Raw genomic sequence first — 23,841 nt, forward strand, 5'->3', positions numbered from 1 at the left:
GGGCCGGGCATACGCCCCGCCCCGTTCATCACCGCTCCAGCTCCACTTCGCAGGCCGCCGCCAGGGCGCGCCGGTCGGCGTCACTCAGATCGCGCCGCCCGGCGTTGGCCTCGCCCAGGATCGCGTGCATCACCGCGGTCGGGTCGTCCACATGCTCGATCCCCAGGGCGTGCCCCAGCTCGTGCGCCAGCGTCAGGCGCAGCTCGTCCGCGTCACTGGCCTTGTACACGGTGATGGAGCGCCGCGCGCCCTGCTGCTCGTAGACCGCCATATCGAAGGCCCCGGTCGCGCCGATCTCGCGGTTCAGTTCCGCGACCCGTTCGTTGAAGCCATCGATCTCGCCCTCGAGGTCGCGGATCTCGCGGTTGAGCTCGTCGCGCCGACGCTCCAGCGTGCGGCGGCGCTGCTCCAGGTCGTCCCGCGCCGCATCCAGCGCCCGGCGCTGCCGTTCCAGCCGCTCGCGGTTCCCCGCGCTGTGCGCCATGCGTCCGGCATTCCAGGCGGCCACCGCCTCTTCGTACTCGCGCTGGCGCGCCTGAAGGTCGTCCAGGCGTCGCTGATAGCCCGCGGCATCCGCCGCCAGCGCCGAGTGACGGTGATCCAGGCGCTCCTCGCGCTCGGCGATCCCCCGCTTGAGCCGGTCCAGCTCCGCGCGCGCCCGGTCGCGGCTCTCGGCACCCGCCTGGCGCTCGTCGAACACCAGCCGCACCGGCATGCCTTCGCCCTCGCGCTGATGGAAAAGTGTTTCCGGCGTCTGCCCGTCCCACATGCTCACGGCCGCATCCAGGGCCGCCTGCACCGCGTCACGCTCCAGCCGGAAGCGCGGGTCCACAGCCTCCAGATGCAGGGTGATGGGCACCTCGCAGCGCGGCGCGGCCAAGTGCGCATGCCCCGCGGAGCCGCCCGACAATTGCCCCTCCTGCCACAGGACACCGCCCAGCGCGAGCGCCCCGACACCGCCGACCAGCCATAACGGTATTGCCATTACAGTTCCTCCCTCCCACACACCCAAGGTACCAGCCAGCGGGCACCGCCACCCGCGTTTGCCCCGTCATGACGCGCCAGGCACCATTGGGCAAGACGCACTCACGCCCCTTTCAGGAGACAGCCATGCTGCGCATCCTTCTTGCCGCCCTGCCGCTCGTTGCCCTGCCGCTCGTCGTCCAGGCCGAGACCCCGAACATCCAGCCCGGTCTCTGGGAAAACCAGACCACCATGATCATGGAAGGCATGGGCGGCATGCCGGACCAGACCGAGACCACCACCGAGTGCGTCACCCAGGAAGACCTCGACCGCGGCGAGAACATCATCGAGGCGCCGGAAGGCTGCACCCTGGACCAGATGGACATGACAGCCGACCGCATGGACTACACCATGAGCTGCCCCGGCCCGCAGGGCGGACGCATGCAGATGGACGGCAGCATGCGCTTCATGGGCGATCGCACCGAGGGCGAAATGACCAGCGAGATGGATACCCCGATGGGCCGGATGAACGTGCGCATGGAGATGCGCGGCCAGCGCATCGGCGACTGCTGACCCCCTGTATTCACCACGAAACGCACGAAGAAAAGTCCGGGGGCTGAAGTTACGCAAGTCGCTACCCCTGCTTGTGCCTCTTCCCAGATCGTTTTTCTTCTCCGTGCCCTCTGTGACCTCCGTGGTGAATATTCTTTCGCTCTGGCCCTTCTTCGTGCCTTCGTGGTCGTTAAGCCCTGCGCCAGAGAAGGATCTGATTGTTGGCCGGCAGGTCGATGACCGCCGCGGGCTCGAGGCCGGCGGCCGTGGCGAGGGCATCCAGGTCGGCGCGGTCGCGCACGCCCATGCCCGGATCTTGCGCCCGCAGCATCTGGTCGAACCGGGCGTTGGACTCGGCGGTATGCGAACCGTCGTGGGCAAACGGGCCGTACAGCGCGAACAGCCCACCCGGCGCCAGTACCCGGGCCACGCCGGCAAACAGAGCCTCCACCGCCGGCCAGTGCATGATATGCACGGTATTCGCGCTGTAGACGTACTCGAACGGCCCCTCCGGCCAGGCATCCCGTAGCACGTCCAGTTTCAGCGGGGGCCGCAGATTGGGCAGGGCCGCGTCGCGTCGCCAGGCCTCCACGCCCGGCAGGTTCTCTGCCACGTCACTGGGATACCAGTCGAGATGCGGCAAAGCCGCGGCGAAATGCGCCGCGTGCTGCCCGGTGCCGGCGCCGATCTCCAGCACCCGTCCATGCGCAAGGAACTGCTCGCGCAGCTGGGCCAGGATCGGCGCGCGGTTTTGATCCGCGGCCGGGGCATAGGGCTTGTCGGAGGTCATCGCAGCGATCCGTTCACGGGGGACAAGGCGGTATTCTGGACGCCCCGCAACCGCACTGCCATGATCGGGATACACCCTATTTCCAGGCTGCCCTGATGACACCCCGCTTCCGGTTGTTCCTGCCCGCCCTGCTCGTCCTGTTGCTGGTCATCGGCGGCGAGGCGCTGGCCCGCGACATGGCGACCGACCCGGAGCGCCTGCTGCCGGTCGAACTGGCCACCGTCGGGGTGGATGCCGGCTCCGGCACGCCCATCGCGCTGTTGCGACACCCGGCGTCCGGCGAGGTGGTCCCCATCGTGATCGGGACCGACCAGGCCCGCGCGATCCTGCTGGCCATGCACGACATAACACTGTCGCGCCCGCAGACCCACGACCTGATGATCGACCTGCTGGAGCAGATGGATGCGCGCCTGGAACGGGTGATCATTGACGGCCTGGAGAACGGTACCTATCTCGGCTGGCTGGAGGTACGGATCGCCGGCGAGGCCGAACCCCGGTTGATCGACACCCGCCCCAGCGACGGGCTCGCCCTGGCGGTACGCAGCGGGGCCGCCATCCATGTCGCGCCGGAAATCCTGGAGGCCGATGTCGCCTTCGACTACACCCCGCCGGGCGAGGACGAGGTCGTCACCGCCCTCGGCATCACCGTTGTGGAGGCCCGCAACGACCTGCGCGAAGCCCTGCAACTGCCGGACGAATCCGGCGTGCTGGTCAGCCGTGCCGCGGGCCGCGCCGCCGCCGCGGGCCTGACCCACGGCGCCCTGATTCTGAAAGTGAACGAGCGCACGCCCACCACCCCGATGGACTTCCTCGAGGCGATCTCCGCGACACCGGAGGGCGAGCCCGCCGAAATCCGCTACTGGCTGGATGGCGAGACCCGCAGTATCACGCTGCCCACGGACGTCCCCGAGATCGAGGAGTCCGACGACGCCCTGACCGTCTGAGCAGAGCCGGAACGGACGCGGGTCAGTCCCGCGGCGGAAGCCGCGGGCGCAGCCAGTCGAGCGTGGCGGTGGTTGCAAGATCGTGCTCGCCGGCGGTCGCGCCGGGCGCCAGGTCCTCAAGTACCTGACCGGCCAGCTGCTTGCCCAGCTCCACCCCCCACTGATCGAAGGCGTTGATCCCCCACAGCGTGGCCAGCACGTAGATCTTGTGCTCGAACAGCGCGATCAACGCGCCCAGCGTGGCCGGATCCAGGCGTTCCAGCAGAATCAGCGTGCTCGGCCGATTGCCGGGGAAGGTCCGGTGCGGCGCCAGCGCATCAATCGCCTCCGGCGACTGCCCGGCCGCCGCCATCTCGGCGCGCACCGCGGCCTCGTCCTTGCCCATCGCCAGCGCCTCGGCCTGCGCCACCAGGTTGGCCAGCAGCAACGGGTGCTGCGCCGGCAGGTCGTGCTCGGGGCGGGCCACGCCGATGAACTCGGCCGGGATGAAGCGCGTGCCCTGGTGGAGCAACTGGAAGAAGGCGTGCTGACCATCGGTGCCCACCGCACCCCAGACCACCGCGCCGGTTGCGTCCGTCACGACCTGCCCGTCCAGCCCCACGCGCTTGCCCAGGCTCTCCATCTCCGCCTGCTGCAGGTACGGCGGCAGCAGCGACAGGCGTTCGTCGTAGGGCAGTACCGCGCGCGACTGCGCCCCCAGCAGGTTCTGGTTCCACAAATCCACCAACGCCATGCGCACTGCGGCATTGCTGGAGACCGGCGTCTGGAGCACGTGTTCGTCCATGGCATGGGCCCCGCCGAGAAACGCACGGAAGCCGTCCATGCCGAGGAGCAGCGCCACCGGCAACCCGATGGTGGACCACACGGAATAGCGCCCGCCGACCCAGTCCCAGAAGCCGAACATGTTGTCCGGGTCGATGCCGAACTCCGTTACCCGGTCGCGTGCGGTGGAGACCGCCACGAAGTGGCGCGCGACGGCCGTGTCGTCCGGCGCATGCCGCAGCAGCCAGGCGCGGGCCGCACGGGCGTTGGTCAGGGTCTCCTGGGTGCCGAAGGTCTTCGATGCGACGATGAACAGCGTGGTTTCCGGATCGGCCTCGCGCAACACGGCGGAGAGCGCCGCGCCATCCACGTTGGAGACGAACTGCACGGTCAGCGGCACGCCGTCGGCCGTCGCCTGTGCATGCGGCGCAAGCGCCCGGCAGACCATGCGCGGCCCGAGGTCGGAGCCGCCAATGCCGATGTTCACCACGCGACGGATCGGACGCCCGCTGTAGCCACGGTGGGCCCCGTCGTGGATCCGCCGCACGAACGTCTCGACCCGGTCGAGCTGCGCATGCACCTGCGGAACCACGTCCGCGCCATCCACTTCACAGTGGGCGTCGCGCGGCAGGCGCAGGGCCGTGTGCAGGGCCGCCCGCCCCTCGGTGGTGTTGACCCGCTCGCCGGCAAACAGCGCCCGCACCGCCTCCGATACCTCACAGGCCGCAGCGCGCTCGTACAGGGCATCCCAGGCCGCACCGTCCAGGCGCTGGCGCGTCCAGTCCAGGCGCAACCCGGCGACCTCCTGTACGTCGCGTTGCACTCGATCCGGATCGCGCGCGAACAGCTCGCGCAGGGGCTCGTCCGCCAGCCGTCGGGCCTCGACCCGCAAGGCACTCTCCATCACCGCACCCACTCCTGCCGCCATTCTTTTCCCTCGGTTGTTAGGAGTTGCTGATCAATGTACACATTCGCGTTCGTGCCCCATGTCCAATGGTCCCCCATTCTTTGGGTAGGGGCTGCACACCGGATCGAGGGCCACAAGGCATCAACGCAAAGTATATTGATCAGTGTCTCTCTAGACCTCCAGAGTGCCGCCCCGGCCCCTGCGTTACAATTAGCAGAAAGTCATCCGGCGCCGCCGGTTCCGCACTTGGGGATTTTTTGCATGCGCATCCTGTTCGCCAGCAGCGAGGCCTACGGTCTGGTCAAGACCGGGGGGCTCGCCGATGTCAGCGCCAGCCTGCCCGCCGCCCTGCGCCGGCGGCGCCAGGATGCCCGTCTGGTGCTACCCGGCTACCCCGAGGCCTGTCGCAACCTGGTGGATGCCACCCCGCGCCCGGGTCCGGACGGCGCCCCCTGGCAGATCATCGAGGGCCGACTGCCCGGGACCCGGCTTCCGGTCTACCTGATCGACTGGCCGGAATACTTCCAGCGCGCCGGCAACCCCTACAGCGCCAGCAACGGCATGGACTGGCCGGACAACGCCCAGCGCTTTGCCGGTTTCGCCCGCGCCATCGTGGCGCTGGCGCGGGACGAGGCCGGGCTGGACTGGGCGCCGGAACTGATTCACCTGAACGACTGGCAGACCGGTCTCGTGCCTCTGCTGCTGGATCCGGAGCGCACCGGCGTCGAACGCCCGCGGACGGTGTTCACCATCCACAATCTGGCCTACCAGGGCCTGTTCCCGGCGAGCACCGTGCAGGATCTGAACCTGCCCGCGGACCTGTGGCACCCGGAGGCCCTCGAGTTTCACGACCAGCTTTCGTTCATGAAGGCGGCCCTGATCTTCGCCGACGCGATCACCACGGTCTCGCCCACCTACGCCCGCGAGATCCAGGAACCGGTCCACGGCATGGGGCTGGACGGCGTATTGCGCGCCCGCAGCGCCGACCTGCACGGCATCCTCAACGGGGTCGACTACAGCGACTGGGATCCGGCGCGCGACCGCCACATCGCCGCGCGCTACAGCGCCGAGGACCTCGCGGGCAAGGCCGCCAACAAGGCGGCATTGCAGACCCGCATGGGCCTGGAGACCAACCCGGACATCCCGCTGCTGGGCCATGTCGGCCGCATGGTCGACCAAAAGGGTGTCGATCTGCTGCATGCGGCCTGCACGCCACTGCTGGAGGCCGGGCGCATCCAGCTGGCCCTGGTCGGCTCCGGCCAGAAGGACCTGGAACACGCCACCGGCGCCCTCGCGCGCGCTTACCCCGGCCAGGTCGGCGTGCACATCGGCTACGACGAACCGCTGGCCCACCAGATCGAGGCCGGATCCGACCTGTTCCTGATGCCGTCGCGCTTCGAGCCCTGCGGGCTCAACCAGCTCTACAGCCTGCGCTACGGCACCCCGCCGGTGGTCCACGCCACCGGCGGTCTGGCCGACACCGTCGTGGATGCCACGCCGGAGAACCTGGAGGCGGGCACCGCCACCGGTTTCAGCTTCACCCCGGACAGCGTCGCCGCCCTCGGCGCCGCCCTGGAGCGCGCCCTGGCGCTGTATACCGCCCGCGGCGACGGCCACTGGGAACAGCTGATGCACAACGGCATGGCACGCGACTTCGGCTGGACCGCCAGCGCCGATGCCTATCTCGCCCTGTACCGCGAACAGCTTCCGCGCCGCAGCCGGCGTGCGAAGGCGGCATCTGCGCTATAATCGCGTCCTTTTCGCGACCTCCCGAACCCCAACCGGCAAGCCCAGGCAGCGGCGATCGTCGTCCTGCGCGCACAGGCCCGATATGACTCGAAGCGATCAACACGACCGATTCCTCCCCAAGGACAAGGAACTGCGCGCCCGCGTGCGCCTGTTCGGGGAACTCCTGGGCAACGTGATTCACGACCTGGAAGGCCAGGCCGTGTTCGACGCGGTGGAGAAGCTGCGCCGCGGCTTCGTCAGCCTGCGCAAGGACGAGGATCCGGACCTGCGCCGCCAGCTGATGGCCGACATCACGCACTTCGACGCCTCGCTGACCGAGCGCGTGATCCGCGCCTTCAGCATCTACTTCAGCCTGGTCAACATCGCCGAGGAAGACCTGTTCTACCGCTGGCGCCGAGCCCAGGTCTCCAGCGGCGAGCCGCTATGGACCGGCTCCTTCGACCAGACCCTGCGCGAGCTGCATGGCGAAGGCGTCACCGCCGAGGAGCTGGAACGCCTGCTCAACGAGCTGCACTACCAGCCGGTGTTCACCGCCCACCCCACCGAGGCCCGCCGCCGGACCACGATGGAGAACCAGCGCCGCGTGTTCGAGACCGCCGACCGGCTGAACCAGCCGGGGCTGGGCGAGGAAGAGCGCCGCCTGATCACCGAGGAACTGGAGACCCAGATCCAGATCCTCTGGCGCACCAACGAGGTGCGGGTGAAAAAGCCGCAGGTTCAGGACGAGATCAAGTACGGCCTGTTCTATTTCGAGGAGAGCCTGTTCGAGGCCATCCCGCAGTCCTACCGCTTCCTCGAGAAGGCCATCCGCCGGATCTACGGCGTCAACCCGGACGGCAGCCTGCCGGTACGCATCCCGGCCTTCCTGCACTTTGGCTCCTGGATCGGCGGCGACCGCGACGGCAACCCGAACGTGACCCCCGAGGTCACCGAGCTGTCCTGCCGCCTGGCGATGGAACAGGTCCTGCGCGAGTACCTCAAGCGGGTCAACCACCTGCGCAACGTGCTGACGCACTCGTCCTTCATGTGCCAGCCGTCGCAGGCATTCCTCGACAGCCTGGACGCCGACTCCAATATCGCCAACGCGGTGTTCCAGGGCGCCTCCGACCGCTTCGAGAGCGAGCCCTACCGGCGCAAGCTCTACATCATGCGCTACCGTTTGCGCGAGACCCTGGACACCGTGGTGCGCCGGGTCCGCGGCGAGGCCGCCGTGCTGCCGACCAACAGCGCCTATGCCGACGCCCAGGCCTTCCTGAACGACCTCAAGCTGATCCGCGACTCGCTGGTCAGCCATGGTGATCGCAACATCGCCAGCGGCGCGCTGACCGATCTGATCCGCCTGGTCGAGACCTTCGGCTTTCACCTGCACCACCTGGACGTGCGCCAGGAGTCCACCGTCCACTCCGACGCGATCGCGGAACTGCTGGGCCAGTTGGCACCGGACACCGACTACGCCGCGCTGGACGAGACCGGCCGCCAGCAGGCGCTGAGCGAACTGATCGCCGTGGAGAACCTGCCCGAGGTGGACCGCAAGGCCCTGGGCGAGAGCACCCGCGAGACCCTGCGCGTATTCGAGGTGATCCAGAGCATGCGCCGCGAGGTCGGTCCGGACGGCATCGGCACCTACGTGATCTCCATGACCCACGCCGCCTCGCATGTGCTGGAGGTCCTGCTGCTGGGCCGCCTGGCAGGTCTCGCGGGCAACGACGAAGAAGGCAACCCGTTCTGCCATCTGCGCATCTCGCCGCTGTTCGAGACCATCGAGGACCTGCTGCATGTCGAGGACGTCCTCGAGGGCCTGCTGTCCAACCCGGTGTATGCACGACTGCTGGCCGCCTCCGGGAACATCCAGGACGTCATGCTCGGCTACTCCGATTCCTGCAAGGACGGCGGCATCCTCGCCTCCAGCTGGAACCTCTACGAGGCACAGAAGAAGATCGTCGGCATTACCGACCGCTTCGGCGTGCGCTGCCAGCTGTTCCACGGCCGCGGCGGCACCGTCGGGCGCGGCGGCGGCCCGACCCACGAGTCCATCCTCGCCCAGCCCCCGGCCACGGTGCAGGGCCGGATCAAGTTCACCGAACAGGGCGAGGTACTGTCGTACAAGTACTCCAACGTGGAAACCGCGGTGTACGAGCTGGGCATGGGTGCGACCGGCGTCATGCTCGCCTCGCGCAGCCTGATCCGGCCGCCGCGCAAGGATCGCGACGACTACCGCGCCACCATGCACGAGCTCGCGCAGGCTGGCGAGGATGCCTACCGCGAGCTGATCGACCGCACCGAGCGCGTGCTCGATTACTTCTACGAGATCACCCCGGTACAGGAGATCGGTTTCCTGAATATCGGCTCGCGGCCATCGCACCGGCGCAAGACCGACCGTTCCAAGAGCTCGATCCGCGCGATCCCCTGGGTCTTCGGCTGGGCCCAGGCGCGCCACACCCTGCCCGCCTGGTACGGCATCGGCACCGCGCTGGCACAGTGGCGCGGCGACGACCCCGAACGCCTGGCCCAGTTGCAGCGCATGTACCAGGAGTGGCCGTTCTTCCGCTCGTTGCTGTCCAACTGCCAGATGGCCCTGACCAAGGCCGACATGCGCACCGCCGCGGAGTACGCCCGCCTGTGCAGCGACCCGGAACTGGCCGAGCGCATCTACGTCCTGGTGCGCGAGGAACACAGCCGCACCGTCACCGAAGTGCTGCGCGTGGCACAACTGGACCGACTGATGGACGAAACGCCCCTGCTGGCGCGTTCGCTGCAACGGCGCAACCCGTACCTGGACCCGCTCAACAGCATCCAGATTCACCTGCTGCGCGAGTCTCGCCAGTTCGACGCCGAGGCCGACGACGACGCCGACGAAAACCCGTGGCTGTCGCCCCTGCTGCGCTCGATCAACGCGATCGCCGCGGGCATGCGCAATACCGGCTAAAGCCAACGGGCTCGCGGGCCTCCTACGGCGGGGGTCCGCGATCGTCATCCTGCCAGCACAACGGGGCGTCTACGCGCACGTGCAAATTCATCAGCGTCTCCCTAGAATCACGCCATGCGCCTGCTGCTACTGATCGTCGCCATCGTCGCCGTGTTCCTTGCGGTGCGCACCCTCGTGCGCTCCACCAGCAACCGCAAGCAGGTCCGCCAGGATGAACGGCCCGAACGCCTGAAAGAGGGCGGCGCGGTGATCCGCTGCGCCTTCTGCGGCGTGCACGTGCCGGAGGCCGAGGCCTACCGCGACGGCGACCGCCTCTACTGCTCACCGCAGCACGCCGAGGTCGACCGCAACCGCTCGGACGCCGACTCCCGCACCGAAGACGACTGACCCTCGTCCATGGATAACCAGTCCGGGGGGAACACGCCGATCGACGCCGACACCCGGCGTTCCGCCTGGCTTTTCGCGCTCTACCGGGTCTTTGTCGCGGCGGTCCTGCTACTGCTCGGGCTGTTCCCGGATACCCCGCTGGGGCTGCATCTCGTCACCCCCCAGTTCTACGCGGTCATCGCCACCGCCTATCTCGCGTTTGCGCTCGTCGCCGCCGCCTTCGCCTGGCGCTGCACCCACAATCCGGACACCACCAGCCTCACCCGTATCGCGTTGATCGGCGGCGCCGGCGACGGCATCGGCCTGATCGCGTTGCTGATCGTCTCCGGAGGGGTTGGCACCGGCATTGGCCTTCTGCTGGTCCCGGCCCTGGTGGCGGCCGTGCTGCTCTCCAGCGCACGCTTCGCCCTGACCCTGGCCGCGATCGCCACCCTGACGCTATTGCTGGCCGAGGGCGTGAGCGCACTATTCCTGCACCCCGCCGATACCGCCATCACCCAGGCGGGGCTGCTGGGTGCCACCCTGTTTGCGGCCGGCCTGCTGGCCCGCCAGTTCGCCCGCCGGGCCGGCGAGACCCGCGCCCAGGTGGAACGCCAGGAGGTGGACCTGGCCAACCTGGCCGAACTGAACGCCCAGATCATCGCGCGCATGAGCGCCGGTGTCATCGCGGTCGACCCGGACGGGTACATCCGCTCCATCAACGAGGCCGCGCGCCGTCTGCTCCCCCCGCGGCCGGGACGCCACCTGTCGTCCCTGTCGCCCTCGGTGGCACGCGTGATCCGCGACTGGCAGCGCAACGGCATGCCCACGACCAGCCAGCAGCTGCCGGGCGACCGCGACCAGCCGGCCCTGCGGATCCGTCTGGCCCCGCTGGGTGACCGCGGCGACCAGGGCAGTCTGCTGATCCTGGAGGACGCCGCCGAACTCCAGCGTCAGGCCCAGGCCGGCAAGCTGCAGGCCCTCGGCCGCCTGACCGCCAGCATTGCCCACGAGATCCGCAACCCCCTGGGAGCCATCAGCCACAGCGCGCAGCTGCTCGGCGAATCGCCGGATCTCAAGCCTCACGACCAGCGCCTGCTCGACATCATCAACAACCAGAGCAAGCGCGTGAACGAACTGATCTCCAACGTCCTCAGCCTGTCACGCAGGGACGCCGGAGGACGCGAGCGGCTGAACCTTCAGGAGACCCTGGATCGCTTCGCCGAGGAGTTCTGCGGTGCGCTGCAGTTGCCGCGAGAGACCCTGCATGCGCGCATCGAACCGGCCGATTCCGAGATCCAGTTCGACCCCTCCCAGCTCAACCAGATCCTGTGGAACCTGTGCAGCAATGCGCGCATCCATGGCGGCCACGATCAGCCCGACAGCCCGCCCATCGTGCTGCGCGGCGGCGCCGGCCAGGTCGCGCGGGTGGTCAGTCTGGACGTGATCGACGCCGGGCCGGGCATCTCTGCCGAACAGGAAAAGGACCTGTTCGAACCGTTCGTCTCCGGGCGTGCCGGGGGCACCGGCCTTGGCCTGTACATCTCGCGCATGCTGTGCGAAAACAACGGGGCGTCGCTGGAATACGTCCACACACCCATCGGCGGCTGCTTCCGGATCCTGTTCGCCCCCCTGGAAACCGATTCGCCAAAGGAACAAGGCGCATGAGCATCCGCCACGTGCTGGTCGTGGACGACGAACCCGACATCTGCGAACTTCTCGAGATCACCCTGGCCCGCATGGGCCTTGAGGCCACCACGGCCACCCGCCTCGAGCCGGCCCGCGCCCTGATCGCCGAGCACGACTTTGACCTGTGCCTGACCGACATGCGCCTGCCGGACGGCGACGGGCTGGACCTCGTCCGCCACATCCAGAGCGAACGCCCGGAGCTTCCCGTGGCCGTCATCACCGCCCACGGCAGCGTGGATACCGCCGTCCTGGCGCTGAAGCTGGGCGCCTTCGACTTCGTCAGCAAGCCGGTGGACCTGAAACAGCTGCGCGAACTGATCGACGCGGCCCTGCGCCTGGAGCCGGCTGCCTCGATCGCGGAAGAGCCCGGCGACGACGCCACCCCGGCTACCCCCGATGACAGCCCGCTGCTGGGCCAGTCCGAGCCCATGCAGCGTCTGCGTGCCACCATCCACAAGCTGGCGCGCAGCCAGGCCCCGGTGTTCATCTCCGGAGAGTCCGGATCCGGCAAGGAGCTGGTCGCGCGCGAGATCCACCGCCTCGGCCCGCGCGCCGAACGTCCGTTCGTGCCGGTCAACTGCGGCGCCATCCCCGGCGAGCTGATGGAGAGCGAATTCTTCGGCCACCGCAAGGGCGCGTTCACCGGGGCCACCCAGGACCATACCGGTCTGTTCCAGTCCGCCGACGGCGGCACGCTGTTCCTCGACGAGGTCGCCGACCTGCCGCTGCCGATGCAGGTGAAGCTGCTGCGCGCCATCCAGGAACGCGCCATCAAGCCGGTCGGTGGCACCCGCGAGATCCCGGTCGACGTACGCATCCTCAGCGCCACCCACCACGACCTGGAAAAGGCCGTGCGCGAGGGCCGCTTTCGCCAGGATCTCTACTACCGCCTGAACGTGATCGAGCTGAAGGTGCCGCCGTTGCGCGCGCGCCGCGGCGACATCGAACGCCTGGCCACGCGCATCCTGCAACGCATCGGCGAGCAGTGGCAGACCGGCGACCTGGAGCTGGCACCCGACGCCCTCGCGGCCCTGCAGGGGCACGGCTTCCCCGGCAACGTCCGCGAGCTGGAGAACATCCTGGAACGCGCCGCCACGCTGTGCGAAGGGCCGCTGATCCGCGCCGGCAACATCGACCTGCCGGCGAACGGTCTGGGCACCGAACCCACCCCGGGCGCGAAGTACGGCGAACCCGAGAACGGCTTCGACGGCGCGGAGAGCGCCCTGGACGACCAGCTCGCCGCGCAGGAACGCCAGGCCATCGCTACCGCCCTGCAGCAGACCGGCGGCAACCGCACGGCCGCCGCACGCCTGCTCGGCCTCAGCTTCCGCCAGTTGCGTTATCGCCTGAAGAAACTCGGGATCGACTAGGGAGACGTTGATCTACAGCAGATCGAACCACTCGTTCAGGGCAAACCAGATCACGTAGCCGCCGTACAGCAGCAGAAAGATGACACTGAGCACCGTGATCGGGCGAAACCCCTTCACGTCCACCTGATAGGACACATCCTCCCCCCGCGCACGGCGGCGGCGCACATCCATCCAGCGCGACACCCGCCACCAGACGAACAGCAGGATCAGGATCACGGTCAGAAACTTCAGCATCGGGGTTCGCTTCCTCGCACGGGACTCGCAACAGAGCTGAACGCGACACTACCGGAGAACGCCCTCCGCCGCATCGTCCACACCACCCGGCGCCCCAGGTGCTGCCTGGCACTCATCACCCCGGCGTCATCCCGGCCACAGCGCAGCGAAGAGCCGGGATCTCCGCGGCCATGGCCACCCCGACGCCCGAGATCCCGGATAACCGCTCCGCGGTTTCCGGGATGACGACACAGGGGGTCACGCGCGGCGTCCCGCGTTGTGCTGACCTCTGTGGGAGCCTGCTTGCAGGCGAAGCCCCCGCCAAACCTGGACTGCCTACCCACGCCGCTTCGCATGCCGCGTGGCCGGCGCATTCCACGGATCCTCCGGCCACGGGTGTTTCGGGTAACGGCCCTTCAGCTCGCGCCGCACCTCCGGGTAGCCGTTCTCCCAGAAACTCTTCAGATCCTGGGTGACCTGCACCGGGCGCCGCGCCGGCGACAGCAGGTGCAGCACCAGCGCCACGCGACCTCCGGCTACCGCGGGCGTTTCCGCCAGGCCGAACAGCTCCTGCAGCTTCACCGCCAGCACCGGCGGGTCCTGGGTGTAGTCGACCCGGTGGGCGGAACCGGAGGGCACCGCGATACGGGCCGGCGCGTCGCGCTCCAGTCGCTGTTGATGCTCCCAGTCCAGCCGCGCGCGCAGGATCGCAGCCAGGTCCAGCCGGTCCAGATCGCGCAGCCGCGTCATCCCGGCCAGGTACGGCCCCAGCCAGTCCTCGAGACCGGCGAGTAACGCGGCGTCACCCATGTCGGGAAAGCCCGCCTCCGGCATCGCCTGATGCAGCAGCTGGATGCGCGCGCGCAGCTGGGTCGCCGCGTCATCCCACGGCAGCAGCGCAAGCCCTTCGCGGCGCATCCGTTCACACCAGCGCGGGATCGTGGACGCGGGGTCGTCCAGCGCGACCATCTGCCGCTCGACCACCAACGTGCCAATGCGGCGGATGCGCGCGTTCTCCAGCCGCGCCCCGTCCTCCACCCAGTCGCAACGCGTCTCGCGGTGGAAAAGCTCCGGGGCCTCGCGCTCCAGCGCGGCGAGGTCCAGCGCCACCGCGCAGCGGATACGTGCCTCGCGTTCGGCGTCGGTGCAGTCCACCGCCACCAGGTACTCGGCATGCGCCAGGCGCTCGCGCTCCGACAGCAACGCCCCGCGGCCATTGCCCATCACGAAGCGCCCGGCCTGCCCGCCGCGTGGCCGCGCGATGCGTTCGGGCCAGGCCAGCGCAGCCAGCACCCCCAGCGCCACAGCCTCGTCCAGTACGGATTCTGCTGCGCCGGCGCGGTCGTCCAGCCGCGCCAGGGCCTGCTCCAGCCGCCGCAGCCCGGACTTCCAGGCGCGGCCGCCCGCACGCCGTGCCTGCACCAGGCGCTCCCCCAGTTCCAGCGGGGCACCCGGCCCGGCCATTCCCGGCTCCTCGACCACCACCGCCAGCTCGCAGGCCAGACGCGAGAGGCCCCGCTCGCGCGCCCGCAGCAGCATGTGCGCCAGGCGCGGATGCGTCGGCAGCCGCAGCAGGGCGCGGCCGTGACCGGTGATCCGCCCTTCGGCGTCCAGCGCGCCCAGCTCCGAAAGGATCGCCTGCGCGGCGGCCATGCCGTGCGCCGGCGGCGGCTCCAGCCAGTCGAGTTCGGCCACCGCCTCGCCCCAGCCGGCCAGCTCCAGGGCCAGCGGCAACAGATCGACCTGTTGCAACCCGGGCGTCGCGTAGTCCGGACGCTGCACCTCCTCGGCGCGCGCCCACAGCCGGATCGCGACGCCGGGTTCGGTCCGTCCGGCACGGCCGGCGCGCTGTTCCGCCGCGGCCTTCGAGGCGGCGACCGTCACCAGTCGCGACAGCCCGGTGGCGGCATCAAAACGCGGCTCACGGGATAGCCCCGCGTCGACCACCACGCGCACACCCTCGATGGTCAGGCTGGTCTCGGCAATGTCGGTGGCCAGCACCACCTTGCGTTCGCCTTGCGGAGCCGGTCGCACCGCACGGTTCTGCTCCTCCGCCGACAGCCGCCCGAACAACGGTGCCACCCGCGCGGGGCCGACCGGCGTCTCCAGGGTCTCCCCCAGGCGCGCGGCCACCTCGCGGATCTCGCGCTCGCCGGGCAGAAAGACCAGCACCGAACCCGGCTCGGCCTCCAGTGCCTCGCGCACGGCCTGCGCCACGGTGTCGGCCAGCGGGGCGCCCTTCCTCGGCGGCGCGTAGCGCACCTCCACCGGGAACTGTCGTCCGCGAGCCCGCAATACGGGCACGGGGTCCGCCTCCGGCCCCGCAAGCAGTCGCGCCACGGCCTCGTCGTCGAGGGTGGCGGACATCACCACGATCCGCAGCTCCGGGCGCAGCAACCGGCGCACCTGCAGCGCGAAAGCCAGCGCCAGTTCGGCCTCGGGCCGGCGCAGGTGGAATTCGTCGAACACGACCGCGGCGACATCCTCCAGCAGCGGGTCGGCCTGGATGCGGCGCAGGAACAGGCCATCGGTGACCAGCTCGACGCGGGTATGCGCCGAGACCTTCTGTTCGTCGCGCACGCGGTAACCAACCGTCTGCCCGACCGGCTCGCCGCGTTGCCCGGCCATGAACGTGGCCGCCATGCGCGCGGCCAGGCGGCGCGGCTGAAGCACGATGACCCGCCCCCCGGATACGGAATCCGCCAGGTGCAGCGGCACCCGCGTGGTCTTGCCCGCCCCCGGTTCGGCCACCAGCACGGCCGCACCGCGCGTGGCCAGCGCGGCATCCAGCGGACTCAGCAGGTCATCCAGCGCCTCGGGCGAGGCATTCGGGGTTTCGACCATGGGCAGGTCAGTTTTCGACGACGCGGGTACCGGCCTGCACGCGGTCGCCCGGACGGGTAACTACGCGCTCGCCTGCCTCCAGGCCCTCAAGGATCTGCGTGGTGAACCCGGAACGGCGGCCCACCTCGACCCGTCGCGGCTCCGCACGCCCGTCCTCGACCACGAACACCGACCAGTCGCCACGGTCGCGGAACAACGCACTGGTCGGCACCTGCAGCACGTCGTCACCCTCCCACAGCAGAAACTCGGCCTCCACGCGGTAGCCAACGGCCAGCCCGGCCAGGCGCGCCTCCACCGCATCCAGATCGAGGATCACCGGCACACGCTGTTCGTCCACGCCCAGCGCGGAGATCTTGGTGAAGCCGAAGGGCTGCACACGGCGCACCGTGGCGTCCAGCTTCGTGTCGCGACCCCAGTCGGTCAGGCGCACGCGCATCCCCGTTACCACGCGCACCGCATCCATCGACAGCAGGTCCACCTGCACCTCCAGGTCGTCCAGATCGCCGACGACCAGTACCGGCTCGCCGGCGCCGATGGTGCCCTCGCAGCAGCGGTAGCGCTCCAGCACCACGCCCTCGGCGGGCGAACGCACGGACAGGGTATCCGCCTCGGATTCCGGCATCTGGCCGCTCGCGATATCCAGCACCACCCGGGCACTCTCGATCTCGCTGCGGGCGACCTCCACCGCGGACTCGCCCGCGCGCACGGCGGAACGCGCCCGGTCGCGCATCGTCTCCATGCGCTCCATCTCGGTCGCGGACACCGCCCCGCGGTCGAACAACTCCTGGTGGCGGCGATACTCGGACTCGGCAAACCGCGCCTCGGCCCGCAGGTTCTCCAGGTTCGCCTCCGCGCTTTGCAGCCGCGAACGCGCGGCGGCCAGGTTCTCGCGCGCCTGCTCGCGCGAGCGCGCATCCAGCGCTGGCGTCGGCAACGGCTCCAGGCGGAACAGCGTATCGCCCAGCGCCACCGCGTCGCCCTCCTCCAGCGCCACCCGATGCAGATAGCCGGCAATCGGCGCCGACACCGTGTAGGTGTCGCGCAGCCGGGTACGCCCCTCCTCGCGCACGGTCTCCTCGAACGCCCCGGCCCGCACCTCGCTCAGCGACACCGGCACCGGCTGCGGCCGCAGCGCCCACACCAGTGCGGCCACCCCCGCCAGCACCACCAGCCCGATCGTGATCCGCTTTTTCATCAACATGCCATCAGTCTCGCAAATCCCGCCTCGACGCGCCCAGGGCCACCCCCGAGCAACACGCCCCCCACACGTAGGATGCGACGAGCGAAGCGAATCGCATCAAGACGGCGCCGGGAAGCCGCGCGAATGGCCGGTATCCACGGTTTTGCCACCTTTTTGCATCGGTGGATTCCCGTGGCTTCCAGATGATGCGATTCGCTCCGCTCATCACATCCTACGTCGCTGCCCCGCGCCGCACCCACCCAAATCCGTACCCGTCATTGCGAGGAGCGCAGCGACGAAGCACAAAAGCGCGCAGCGCGTTGAACGGCCGCAGGCCGACCTGAAAGGCGAGCGCAGCGAGTAATCTCCGAAAGCTGGGAATGCGTTCAAGATCCGGCTGTGGTGGTTCCGGATGGAGATTGCCGCGTCGCCTTCGGCTCCTCGCAATGACGGCCGGCCTGCTCGAATGTTGGGCGGTCCTCCGGAATGTCATTCCGCGGCCTTCAGGGCCTGCACGCGGTCAAGGCTCTGCAGGCGGCGCCAGGCGAGGAACGCGGTCAGGCTGGCCGCCACCAGGATGCCCAGCGCGGCGAAGCCGTAGGCCTGCGGCGTGATCACGAACGGCACGCGCAGCAGGTCCATCGCGAAGGCCTGGTTCAGCAGCCAGGCGAAACCCGTACCGGTGAGCCAGGCGACCGGGATCGCCGCCAGCGTCAGCACGGCGATCTCGCCCAGCAGGATCCAGCTCACCTGTCCGCGCGAGTAGCCGAGCACCTCCAGCGTCGCCAGGTCACGGGCGCGTTCGGCATAGGTGATGCGCGCGTTGTTGTAGGTCACGGCGAAGGCGATGGACACCGCCAGCGCCACGAACACCAGGGCGAACACGATAATGGTCTCGCCGATGTATTCGCGGATGTTGCGCTCGGCTTCCGCGATCAGACCGACGCTGGCAACGCGCGGGCGATCCGACAGCCGCGCGAACAGCGCGTCCTCCTGCGCGCGGTCGGTCAGCAGCCAGGCTCCGGAGACGGCCGGCCCCTCGCCGATCAGGCGATTCAGCGCCGGGCGGTACATGTAGGCGCCAACGCCGATCGGCTCCTCTACCACCCCGGCCAGCGGCACCGAGACCGTGCGCCGGCGTCCCTCCAGGATCTCCAGCTCCACCGGATCGCCGACGCGCAGCCCCAGCTGCTCCGCCAGGTAGTCGGTCAGCAGGATGCCTTCGTCCGGCAGGCGGCCGCGCCCGCCCGCCATCGGCAACTGACGCAGGCGCGGTTCCGCGTCCAGACCCAGCAGGCGCACGCGCTCTTCGCGGTTCACGCCGACCAGCCGCACCGGCACCGCGCGGAAGGTCTCCACCGCCAGCACACCCGGCTCGTGGCGCAGCTCCCCGGCCACGCGCGACGGCACCGGGTCGGTGAACTGCAGGTCGATGTCCATCTGCAGGACCTGGCCGTACTGGGTATCCAGCATCTGATCCACGGCGTTCAGCTGGTAGGCGCCCATCAGCAGCAGTCCACCGGACAGACCGATGCCGATCACCGACAGCACGGACTTGAGCCGGTGGCGCGCGAGGTTGCGCAGGATGATGCGGGTCGGCTGATCCAGCCCGCGCCACGCCGCCGTGCGCTCCATCCAGCCGCGGTGAAAACGTTCCGGTGCCGGTGGGCGCATGGCCTCGGCCGGGGCCATGCGCACCGCCTGCCAGACCGCGCGGAAGGTGCCGAGCATGGCCGCGCCCATCGCCACGGCCACCGCCAGCACCATCACCCAGGGCTGCAGGCGAAAGCTCATCTCCGGGAAGCGGAAGTACTCGGCGTAGATGCCGGCCAGGCCCTGCGCGGCCCAGGCCCCGAACGCGAGCCCCAGCGCACAACCCACCAGCACGATGCCGCCGGTCAGCAGGCCGTAGTGCGCGGCAATCGCGCCATTGCCGTAGCCAAAGGCCTTGAGCACCGCGATCGGCTCGCGCTGCGAGCGGATGATGCGTCCGACCACGACGTTCAGCAGAAACGCCGCCACCGCCAGGAAGATGGTCGGCAGGATCGCCGCCTGGGCGCGCAGCTGGGTCAGCTCCTCGGACAGGAAGCGGTGCGAGAACTGGTCCTCGCGCCCGTAGGCGCCCAGACCGCCGTAGCGGGCCAGCGCGCGGTCCATGGTCTCGATCACGGGCTCCGGATCGGCGCCCGCTTGCAGACTCACGGTGACGGAGTTGAACGCCCCCTCCATGCCGTAGGCGGCCGCCAGCGCACGGCGGTTCATCCACAGGATGCCGTAGCGCTCGTAGTCCGGCAGCAGGTCGGTGGGGCTGATCTGGTAGACGAACTCCGGCGACAGCGCGATGCCGCTGATCTGGAGATCGGTCAGGCGCCCGTCGATGATCGCGCGCAGGGCATCCCCGGCGCCCAGCCCGTGCGCCTCGGCGAAGGCCTCGCTGACCACCACCTCGCGCTCGCGCCCGGGCTCCGGCAGCCGGCCCTCGCGCAGGTAGAGCCGGTTCAGCAGCGGCTCGCCCCCGTCCGGCAGGGAAAGCATGGTGCCCCGGATCGGGTCGTCGAAGCCGGCGACCTCCAGACGCACCGGGGCCTGCACGCGGGTCTCGATCTGGTTGATGCCCGGCGCATCGCGGAAGCGCTCCACCGCGCTCTCCGGCGCGCGCGTGATCTCCGCGAACACATCAGCGAACTGGTATTCGGAGTAGAAGCGCTCCTTGGTGATGGTCAGGGCATCTAGGCTGGTCACCGCGATCACCAGCGTCATCACCCCGCTGGCGATCACCAGCGCGATGGCCGCCGCCTGGCCCTTCAGGTGGCCGAGATCGCGCAGGATCTTGCGGTTCAGGGCGCGCACGAGACGGGACCGGCGCCGCTACCAGTGCAGCGAGGCAGGAGACTGCCGGCTGGCATTCTCGTGGATCTCGCTCACGCGGCCGTCACTCAGGTGGATCACGCGATCGGCCATCTCGCCGATCACCGCGTTGTGGGTGATGATCGCCACCGTCGTATCCAGGCGCTCGTTGATATGCTGCAGCACCTCCAGCACGCGGATGCCGGTCTTCGAGTCCAGCGCGCCAGTGGGCTCGTCGCACAGCAGCACCGCCGGCTGCTTGGCGATCGCGCGGGCGATGGCCACCCGCTGCTGCTCGCCGCCGGAGAGCTGCGAGGGAAAGTGGTCCATGCGGTCCTCCAGCCCGACCAGCGCCAGCGCCTCCTCCGGTGGCATCGGGTCGCGCGAGANNTCTCGCGCGCGGTCAGGCTGGAGATCAGGTTGTAGAACTGGAACACGAAGCCGACATGGTCACGGCGAAAGGCCGTCAGCGTGCGCCCGGAGGCCTGTGCCAGGTCCTGGTCGCGGTAGCGCACCTCGCCCTCGGACGCGGTATCCAGCCCGCCCATGATGTTCAGCAGCGTCGACTTGCCGGAGCCCGAGGCCCCCAGCATCACCACCAGCTCGCCGGTATAGAGCTCCAGGTCCACGCCGCGCAGGGCGTGGATCGTCACCTCGCCCATGCGGTAGACCTTGGTCACCCCGGCGGCGCGGAAGATCACTTCGCGCCCGGCGTGCGGCGCATCCGGGGCGGGCGCCGTGGCTGTATTCATGCCGCCCGGGGCGCAACCGATCCTGATCCATCGGCCAGGCGCTCGGCCGCCGGTGCCGCACCCGTATCGGGCGCGCCGGGCAGGATGCCCCCGTCGCCGTCCAGGCTCATGGACCACAGGCTCAGCAACAACAGCAGGATGATCAGGATCGGGATCAGTACACGCGGATTCATCAGTCACGCCCTCGCTCGCGGGAATGACCCCATGCTGCCACAGGCCAGCCCCGGGGACTCTGGCCGAAGGGGAAAAGGCCCCGGCGGAACTGCCAGAACTACTGGGTGTCACATTGAATTCCCACCCAGAACGAAAGGATTTACCATGAAACGTTCACTGCTCGTGATCGCGATCGCCGGAACAGTCCCGGGGCTCGGCCTGGCAGAACCCCGCATGGTCGATACCGATCGCAACGTGTACATCCCCTCCGAGGAGGACGGGAGCGCCGTACTGAGCGTCGGCGCGGTGTACAACGACGAAGAGTTCCGTATCCATTACAAGTACGAGACCGACGATCCCAGCTGGTATCACCAGGTGTGGCGCTACGAGGATGGCGACTGGGTCCGCTACGGTTCCGGCGGCCCCGGCCCTGACGAACATGGCCTGTACGAAGACCGCATCTCCATGATGCTGGATGACGGCGCGGTCGACGGCTTCGATCGCCTGGGCGGCTGGATGACTGCCCACGAGGGCATGCGCAGCCTGACCTCCGAGGTGGACTCCGAGGCCGTGACCGAGCATCCCAAGCTGGGTGAGGAACTGGGCCGCAGCGACGTGCGCAAGTACCTGCCCCAGACCCGCACGACCGAAGACCCCACGGAAAAGTCCTGGGACCAGATCAAGGACGACGGGGCCCTGGAGGAGCTGCAGAAAGCCGGGGGCTTTATCGATCTGTGGCAGTGGCGCTCGCATCGCAGCCACCCCATGGGCTACGCCGATAACAACTACGTGCTGCACTACCGGCTGTCCTCCGAGGGGGACAGCATGTTCACCGACAACTGGGACGACGAGCAGGACCAGCCCGCCTGGATGTTCGACCCCGAGCAGACCGGCTCACGCTCCCTCGACTGGGAGGCCCTGCTGGATCGCCAGTACGATCAGGATGACCACTACTACATCTCCGAAGACAATGCGGTCCCGTTCGACCCCGACCACGACTGGGAAGAGGGTGACGTCATCCCGCAACGCTTCCTGCAGGAGCCGAGCGGCAGCCGCGGGGCCATCAGCGCCTCGGGCGCTTACGAGGACGGTGCCTGGCGCATCGCCCTGACGCGTTCGCTGGAAGCCCCGAACGAACGCGACAGCAAGACGCTGGAACACGGCGGCACCTACAACGTGGCCTTCGCCGTCCACAGTGCTGCGGGCGCCCGCTGGCATCTGGTCTCGCTGCCGCAGACCCTGGGTCTGGAGAACGAGGACGCGGACATCGTGGCCCGCCGGGTGGACGGCAACCTCGACGACGCGGAACCGGAGTGGACCGAGATCGAGGTATTCTATCCCGGCCAGATCACCAATCAGTTCCTCCACAGCGAGAAGCACCCCGGACAGGCGCTGGTGCTGGAAGGCGAGCTCGGCGTCCGCGACGAGCACGACCTCGACACCCTGCCAGACTTCATCGTCGACATGGAACGCCACCTGCTCGAACAGGACGACTGAGCCGAACCGCCCCGGAACCTCCGTCCGGGCACGTCTTCAGGGGGCTGCGGACGCACTCGACGGGCGTCGTGCAGCCCCCCTGATTTGTTGTTTTGCGCCCAAATACTTACCCTATGCACATCGCACGACCCGTGACCGGCGCGCCATTCGGGCTTCCAGCGCGCGCCACGGGACGTCCTGTGCCGGCTTCAAAGGCGCGCACGACAACGATTTCAGCCAACGCTAAGGAGCAACAATGTCCGCACTGATCTGTGGGTCCATGGCCTACGACACCATCATGGTGTTCCCCGATCGCTTCAAGAACCACATCCTCCCGGACAAGGTGCACATGCTGAATGTGTCCTTCCTGGTCCCGGACATGCGCCGCGAGTTCGGCGGCTGCGCCGGCAACATCGCCTACAACATGAAGCTGCTGGGCGCGGACCCGACCATCATGGCCACCGTGGGCGGCGACTTCACCCCGTATGCCGACTGGATGGACAAGCACGCCATCTCGCGCAAGTTCGTCAAGGAGCTGAAGGACACCTACACCGGTCAGGCCTTCATCACCACCGACCAGGACGACAACCAGATCACCGCCTTCCACCCGGGCGCGATGGGCTTCTCGCACCAGCAGAAGGTCACCGACGCCGACGGCATCAAGGTCGGCATCGTCTCCCCGGACGGCCGTGACGGCATGATCGAGCACGCCCAGCAATTCGCCGACGCCGGCATCCCGTTCATGTTCGACCCGGGCCAGGGCCTGCCGATGTTCGACGGCGACGACCTGAAGCGCTTCATGGAGAACGCCACCTACGCCGCGTTCAACGACTACGAAGCGCAGCTGACCGCCGACCGCACTGGCCTGAGCCTGGAACAGCTGGCCGAGATGGTCGACGCCATGATCGTCACGCGCGGTGGCGAGGGCTCCGACATCTACACCGGCGGCAAGAAGATCACCATCCCGTCGGTCGAACCGGCCGCGATCAAGGATCCGACCGGCTGTGGCGACTCCTACCGCGCCGGCATCCTGTTCGGCCTGGAAAAGGGTTTTGATTGGGAGACCACCGGCCGTATCGCCTCGCTGATCGGCTCGATCAAGATCGCGCACTCCGGCACCCAGAACCACCACTTCACCGCCGAAGAGTTCGCCGACAAGTTCGAAAAGGCCTTCGGCTACCGCTACTAAGCACCCCGCCGCCCCGGGCACTCGCCCGGGAACGCAAAAGGCCCGGACCGAGTTCGCTCGGCCCGGGCCTTTTTTGTGACTGGATGGCGCCAACAACGCCGCCACCCCCTGCCCGCACCAACCGCACCCCCCGTCATCCCGCCCGCAACGCCATACCCCGTCATCCCGG

17 protein-coding genes and 1 pseudogene are annotated in these 23,841 nt (G+C 68.9%); 9 read left to right on the top strand and 9 right to left on the bottom strand.

What is annotated here, in order from left to right; all coding sequences use genetic code 11:
• Nucleotides 1-28 precede the first annotated feature (28 nt).
• Nucleotides 29-985: a matrixin family metalloprotease gene (locus B0684_RS09690; RefSeq protein WP_018650452.1), complete on the bottom strand. Its 957-nt coding sequence runs from the start codon at nt 983-985 to the stop codon at nt 29-31.
• Nucleotides 986-1,110: 125 nt separating this feature from the next.
• Between B0684_RS09690 and B0684_RS09695 the strand changes: the two genes are divergently transcribed.
• A complete protein-coding gene (locus B0684_RS09695; RefSeq protein ID WP_018650453.1) occupies nt 1,111-1,536 on the top strand; it encodes a DUF3617 domain-containing protein in 426 nt (141 codons plus the stop codon).
• Between the two features lie 169 nt (nt 1,537-1,705).
• Here B0684_RS09695 and B0684_RS09700 read toward each other — a convergent pair whose 3' ends face one another.
• The gene (locus B0684_RS09700; RefSeq protein ID WP_018167998.1) at nt 1,706-2,305 is read right to left on the bottom strand and encodes a DUF938 domain-containing protein; all 600 of its coding nucleotides are present in this window, start codon (nt 2,303-2,305) and stop codon (nt 1,706-1,708) included.
• A 95-nt stretch (nt 2,306-2,400) separates the two neighbouring features.
• On the opposite strand from B0684_RS09700, the gene B0684_RS09705 reads away from it, so the two are divergent.
• Entirely contained in the window at nt 2,401-3,249 is an 849-nt protein-coding gene (locus tag B0684_RS09705) for a bifunctional nuclease domain-containing protein (protein ID WP_018650454.1), read from the top strand.
• Between the two features lie 22 nt (nt 3,250-3,271).
• Here B0684_RS09705 and pgi read toward each other — a convergent pair whose 3' ends face one another.
• Nucleotides 3,272-4,915 (bottom strand): glucose-6-phosphate isomerase, encoded by a 1,644-nt coding sequence (pgi, locus tag B0684_RS09710; RefSeq protein ID WP_018650455.1) that lies wholly within the window; start codon nt 4,913-4,915, stop codon nt 3,272-3,274.
• 264 nt (nt 4,916-5,179) lie between these two features.
• On the opposite strand from pgi, the gene glgA reads away from it, so the two are divergent.
• The 5 genes from glgA to B0684_RS09735 all read left to right on the top strand — a co-directional run bounded on the left by glgA (nt 5,180) and on the right by B0684_RS09735 (nt 13,018).
• Entirely contained in the window at nt 5,180-6,667 is a 1,488-nt protein-coding gene (glgA, locus tag B0684_RS09715; RefSeq protein ID WP_018650456.1) for a glycogen synthase GlgA, read from the top strand.
• A gap of 82 nt (nt 6,668-6,749) precedes the next feature.
• On the top strand, nt 6,750-9,593 hold the full coding sequence (gene ppc, locus B0684_RS09720) for a phosphoenolpyruvate carboxylase (RefSeq protein WP_018650457.1): 2,844 nt from the start codon (nt 6,750-6,752) through the stop codon (nt 9,591-9,593).
• A 114-nt stretch (nt 9,594-9,707) separates the two neighbouring features.
• Complete coding sequence (locus B0684_RS09725; protein WP_018168003.1) at nt 9,708-9,980, top strand: PP0621 family protein; 273 nt, start codon at nt 9,708-9,710, stop codon at nt 9,978-9,980.
• 9 nt (nt 9,981-9,989) lie between these two features.
• Nucleotides 9,990-11,627: a sensor histidine kinase gene (locus B0684_RS09730; RefSeq protein ID WP_018650458.1), complete on the top strand. Its 1,638-nt coding sequence runs from the start codon at nt 9,990-9,992 to the stop codon at nt 11,625-11,627.
• A complete protein-coding gene (locus B0684_RS09735) occupies nt 11,624-13,018 on the top strand; it encodes a sigma-54-dependent transcriptional regulator (RefSeq protein WP_018650459.1) in 1,395 nt (464 codons plus the stop codon). Before B0684_RS09730 ends, B0684_RS09735 begins: the two co-directional genes overlap by 4 nt.
• A 12-nt stretch (nt 13,019-13,030) precedes the next feature.
• Here B0684_RS09735 and B0684_RS09740 read toward each other — a convergent pair whose 3' ends face one another.
• The 6 genes and pseudogenes from B0684_RS09740 to B0684_RS13890 form a co-directional block, all read right to left on the bottom strand.
• The gene (locus tag B0684_RS09740; protein ID WP_018146336.1) at nt 13,031-13,252 is read right to left on the bottom strand and encodes a hypothetical protein; all 222 of its coding nucleotides are present in this window, start codon (nt 13,250-13,252) and stop codon (nt 13,031-13,033) included.
• Nucleotides 13,253-13,567: 315 nt separating this feature from the next.
• Entirely contained in the window at nt 13,568-16,075 is a 2,508-nt protein-coding gene (hrpB, locus tag B0684_RS09745) for an ATP-dependent helicase HrpB (protein ID WP_018650460.1), read from the bottom strand.
• Between the two features lie 7 nt (nt 16,076-16,082).
• Nucleotides 16,083-17,276 carry an efflux RND transporter periplasmic adaptor subunit gene (locus B0684_RS09750; RefSeq protein WP_018650461.1) on the bottom strand — a complete coding sequence of 398 codons (1,194 nt, stop codon included), beginning with the start codon at nt 17,274-17,276 and terminating at the stop codon, nt 16,083-16,085.
• A 468-nt stretch (nt 17,277-17,744) separates the two neighbouring features.
• A complete protein-coding gene (locus tag B0684_RS09755; RefSeq protein ID WP_018650462.1) occupies nt 17,745-20,105 on the bottom strand; it encodes an ABC transporter permease in 2,361 nt (786 codons plus the stop codon).
• An 18-nt stretch (nt 20,106-20,123) separates the two neighbouring features.
• Nucleotides 20,124-20,695, bottom strand: a pseudogene (locus B0684_RS09760) (ABC transporter ATP-binding protein).
• Between the two features lie 155 nt (nt 20,696-20,850).
• Nucleotides 20,851-21,027, bottom strand: coding sequence for a hypothetical protein (locus B0684_RS13890; RefSeq protein WP_018168010.1), 177 nt, complete (start codon nt 21,025-21,027; stop codon nt 20,851-20,853).
• Between the two features lie 145 nt (nt 21,028-21,172).
• On the opposite strand from B0684_RS13890, the gene B0684_RS09765 reads away from it, so the two are divergent.
• Both B0684_RS09765 and B0684_RS09770 read left to right on the top strand, forming a co-directional pair.
• Nucleotides 21,173-22,504, top strand: coding sequence for an ethylbenzene dehydrogenase-related protein (locus B0684_RS09765; RefSeq protein WP_018650464.1), 1,332 nt, complete (start codon nt 21,173-21,175; stop codon nt 22,502-22,504).
• Nucleotides 22,505-22,739: 235 nt separating this feature from the next.
• Nucleotides 22,740-23,672 carry a carbohydrate kinase family protein gene (locus tag B0684_RS09770; protein WP_018650465.1) on the top strand — a complete coding sequence of 311 codons (933 nt, stop codon included), beginning with the start codon at nt 22,740-22,742 and terminating at the stop codon, nt 23,670-23,672.
• Nucleotides 23,673-23,841: the final 169 nt, after the last annotated feature.

The organism is Thioalkalivibrio versutus (assembly GCF_001999325.1).
Classification (GTDB): domain Bacteria; phylum Pseudomonadota; class Gammaproteobacteria; order Ectothiorhodospirales; family Ectothiorhodospiraceae; genus Thioalkalivibrio; species Thioalkalivibrio versutus.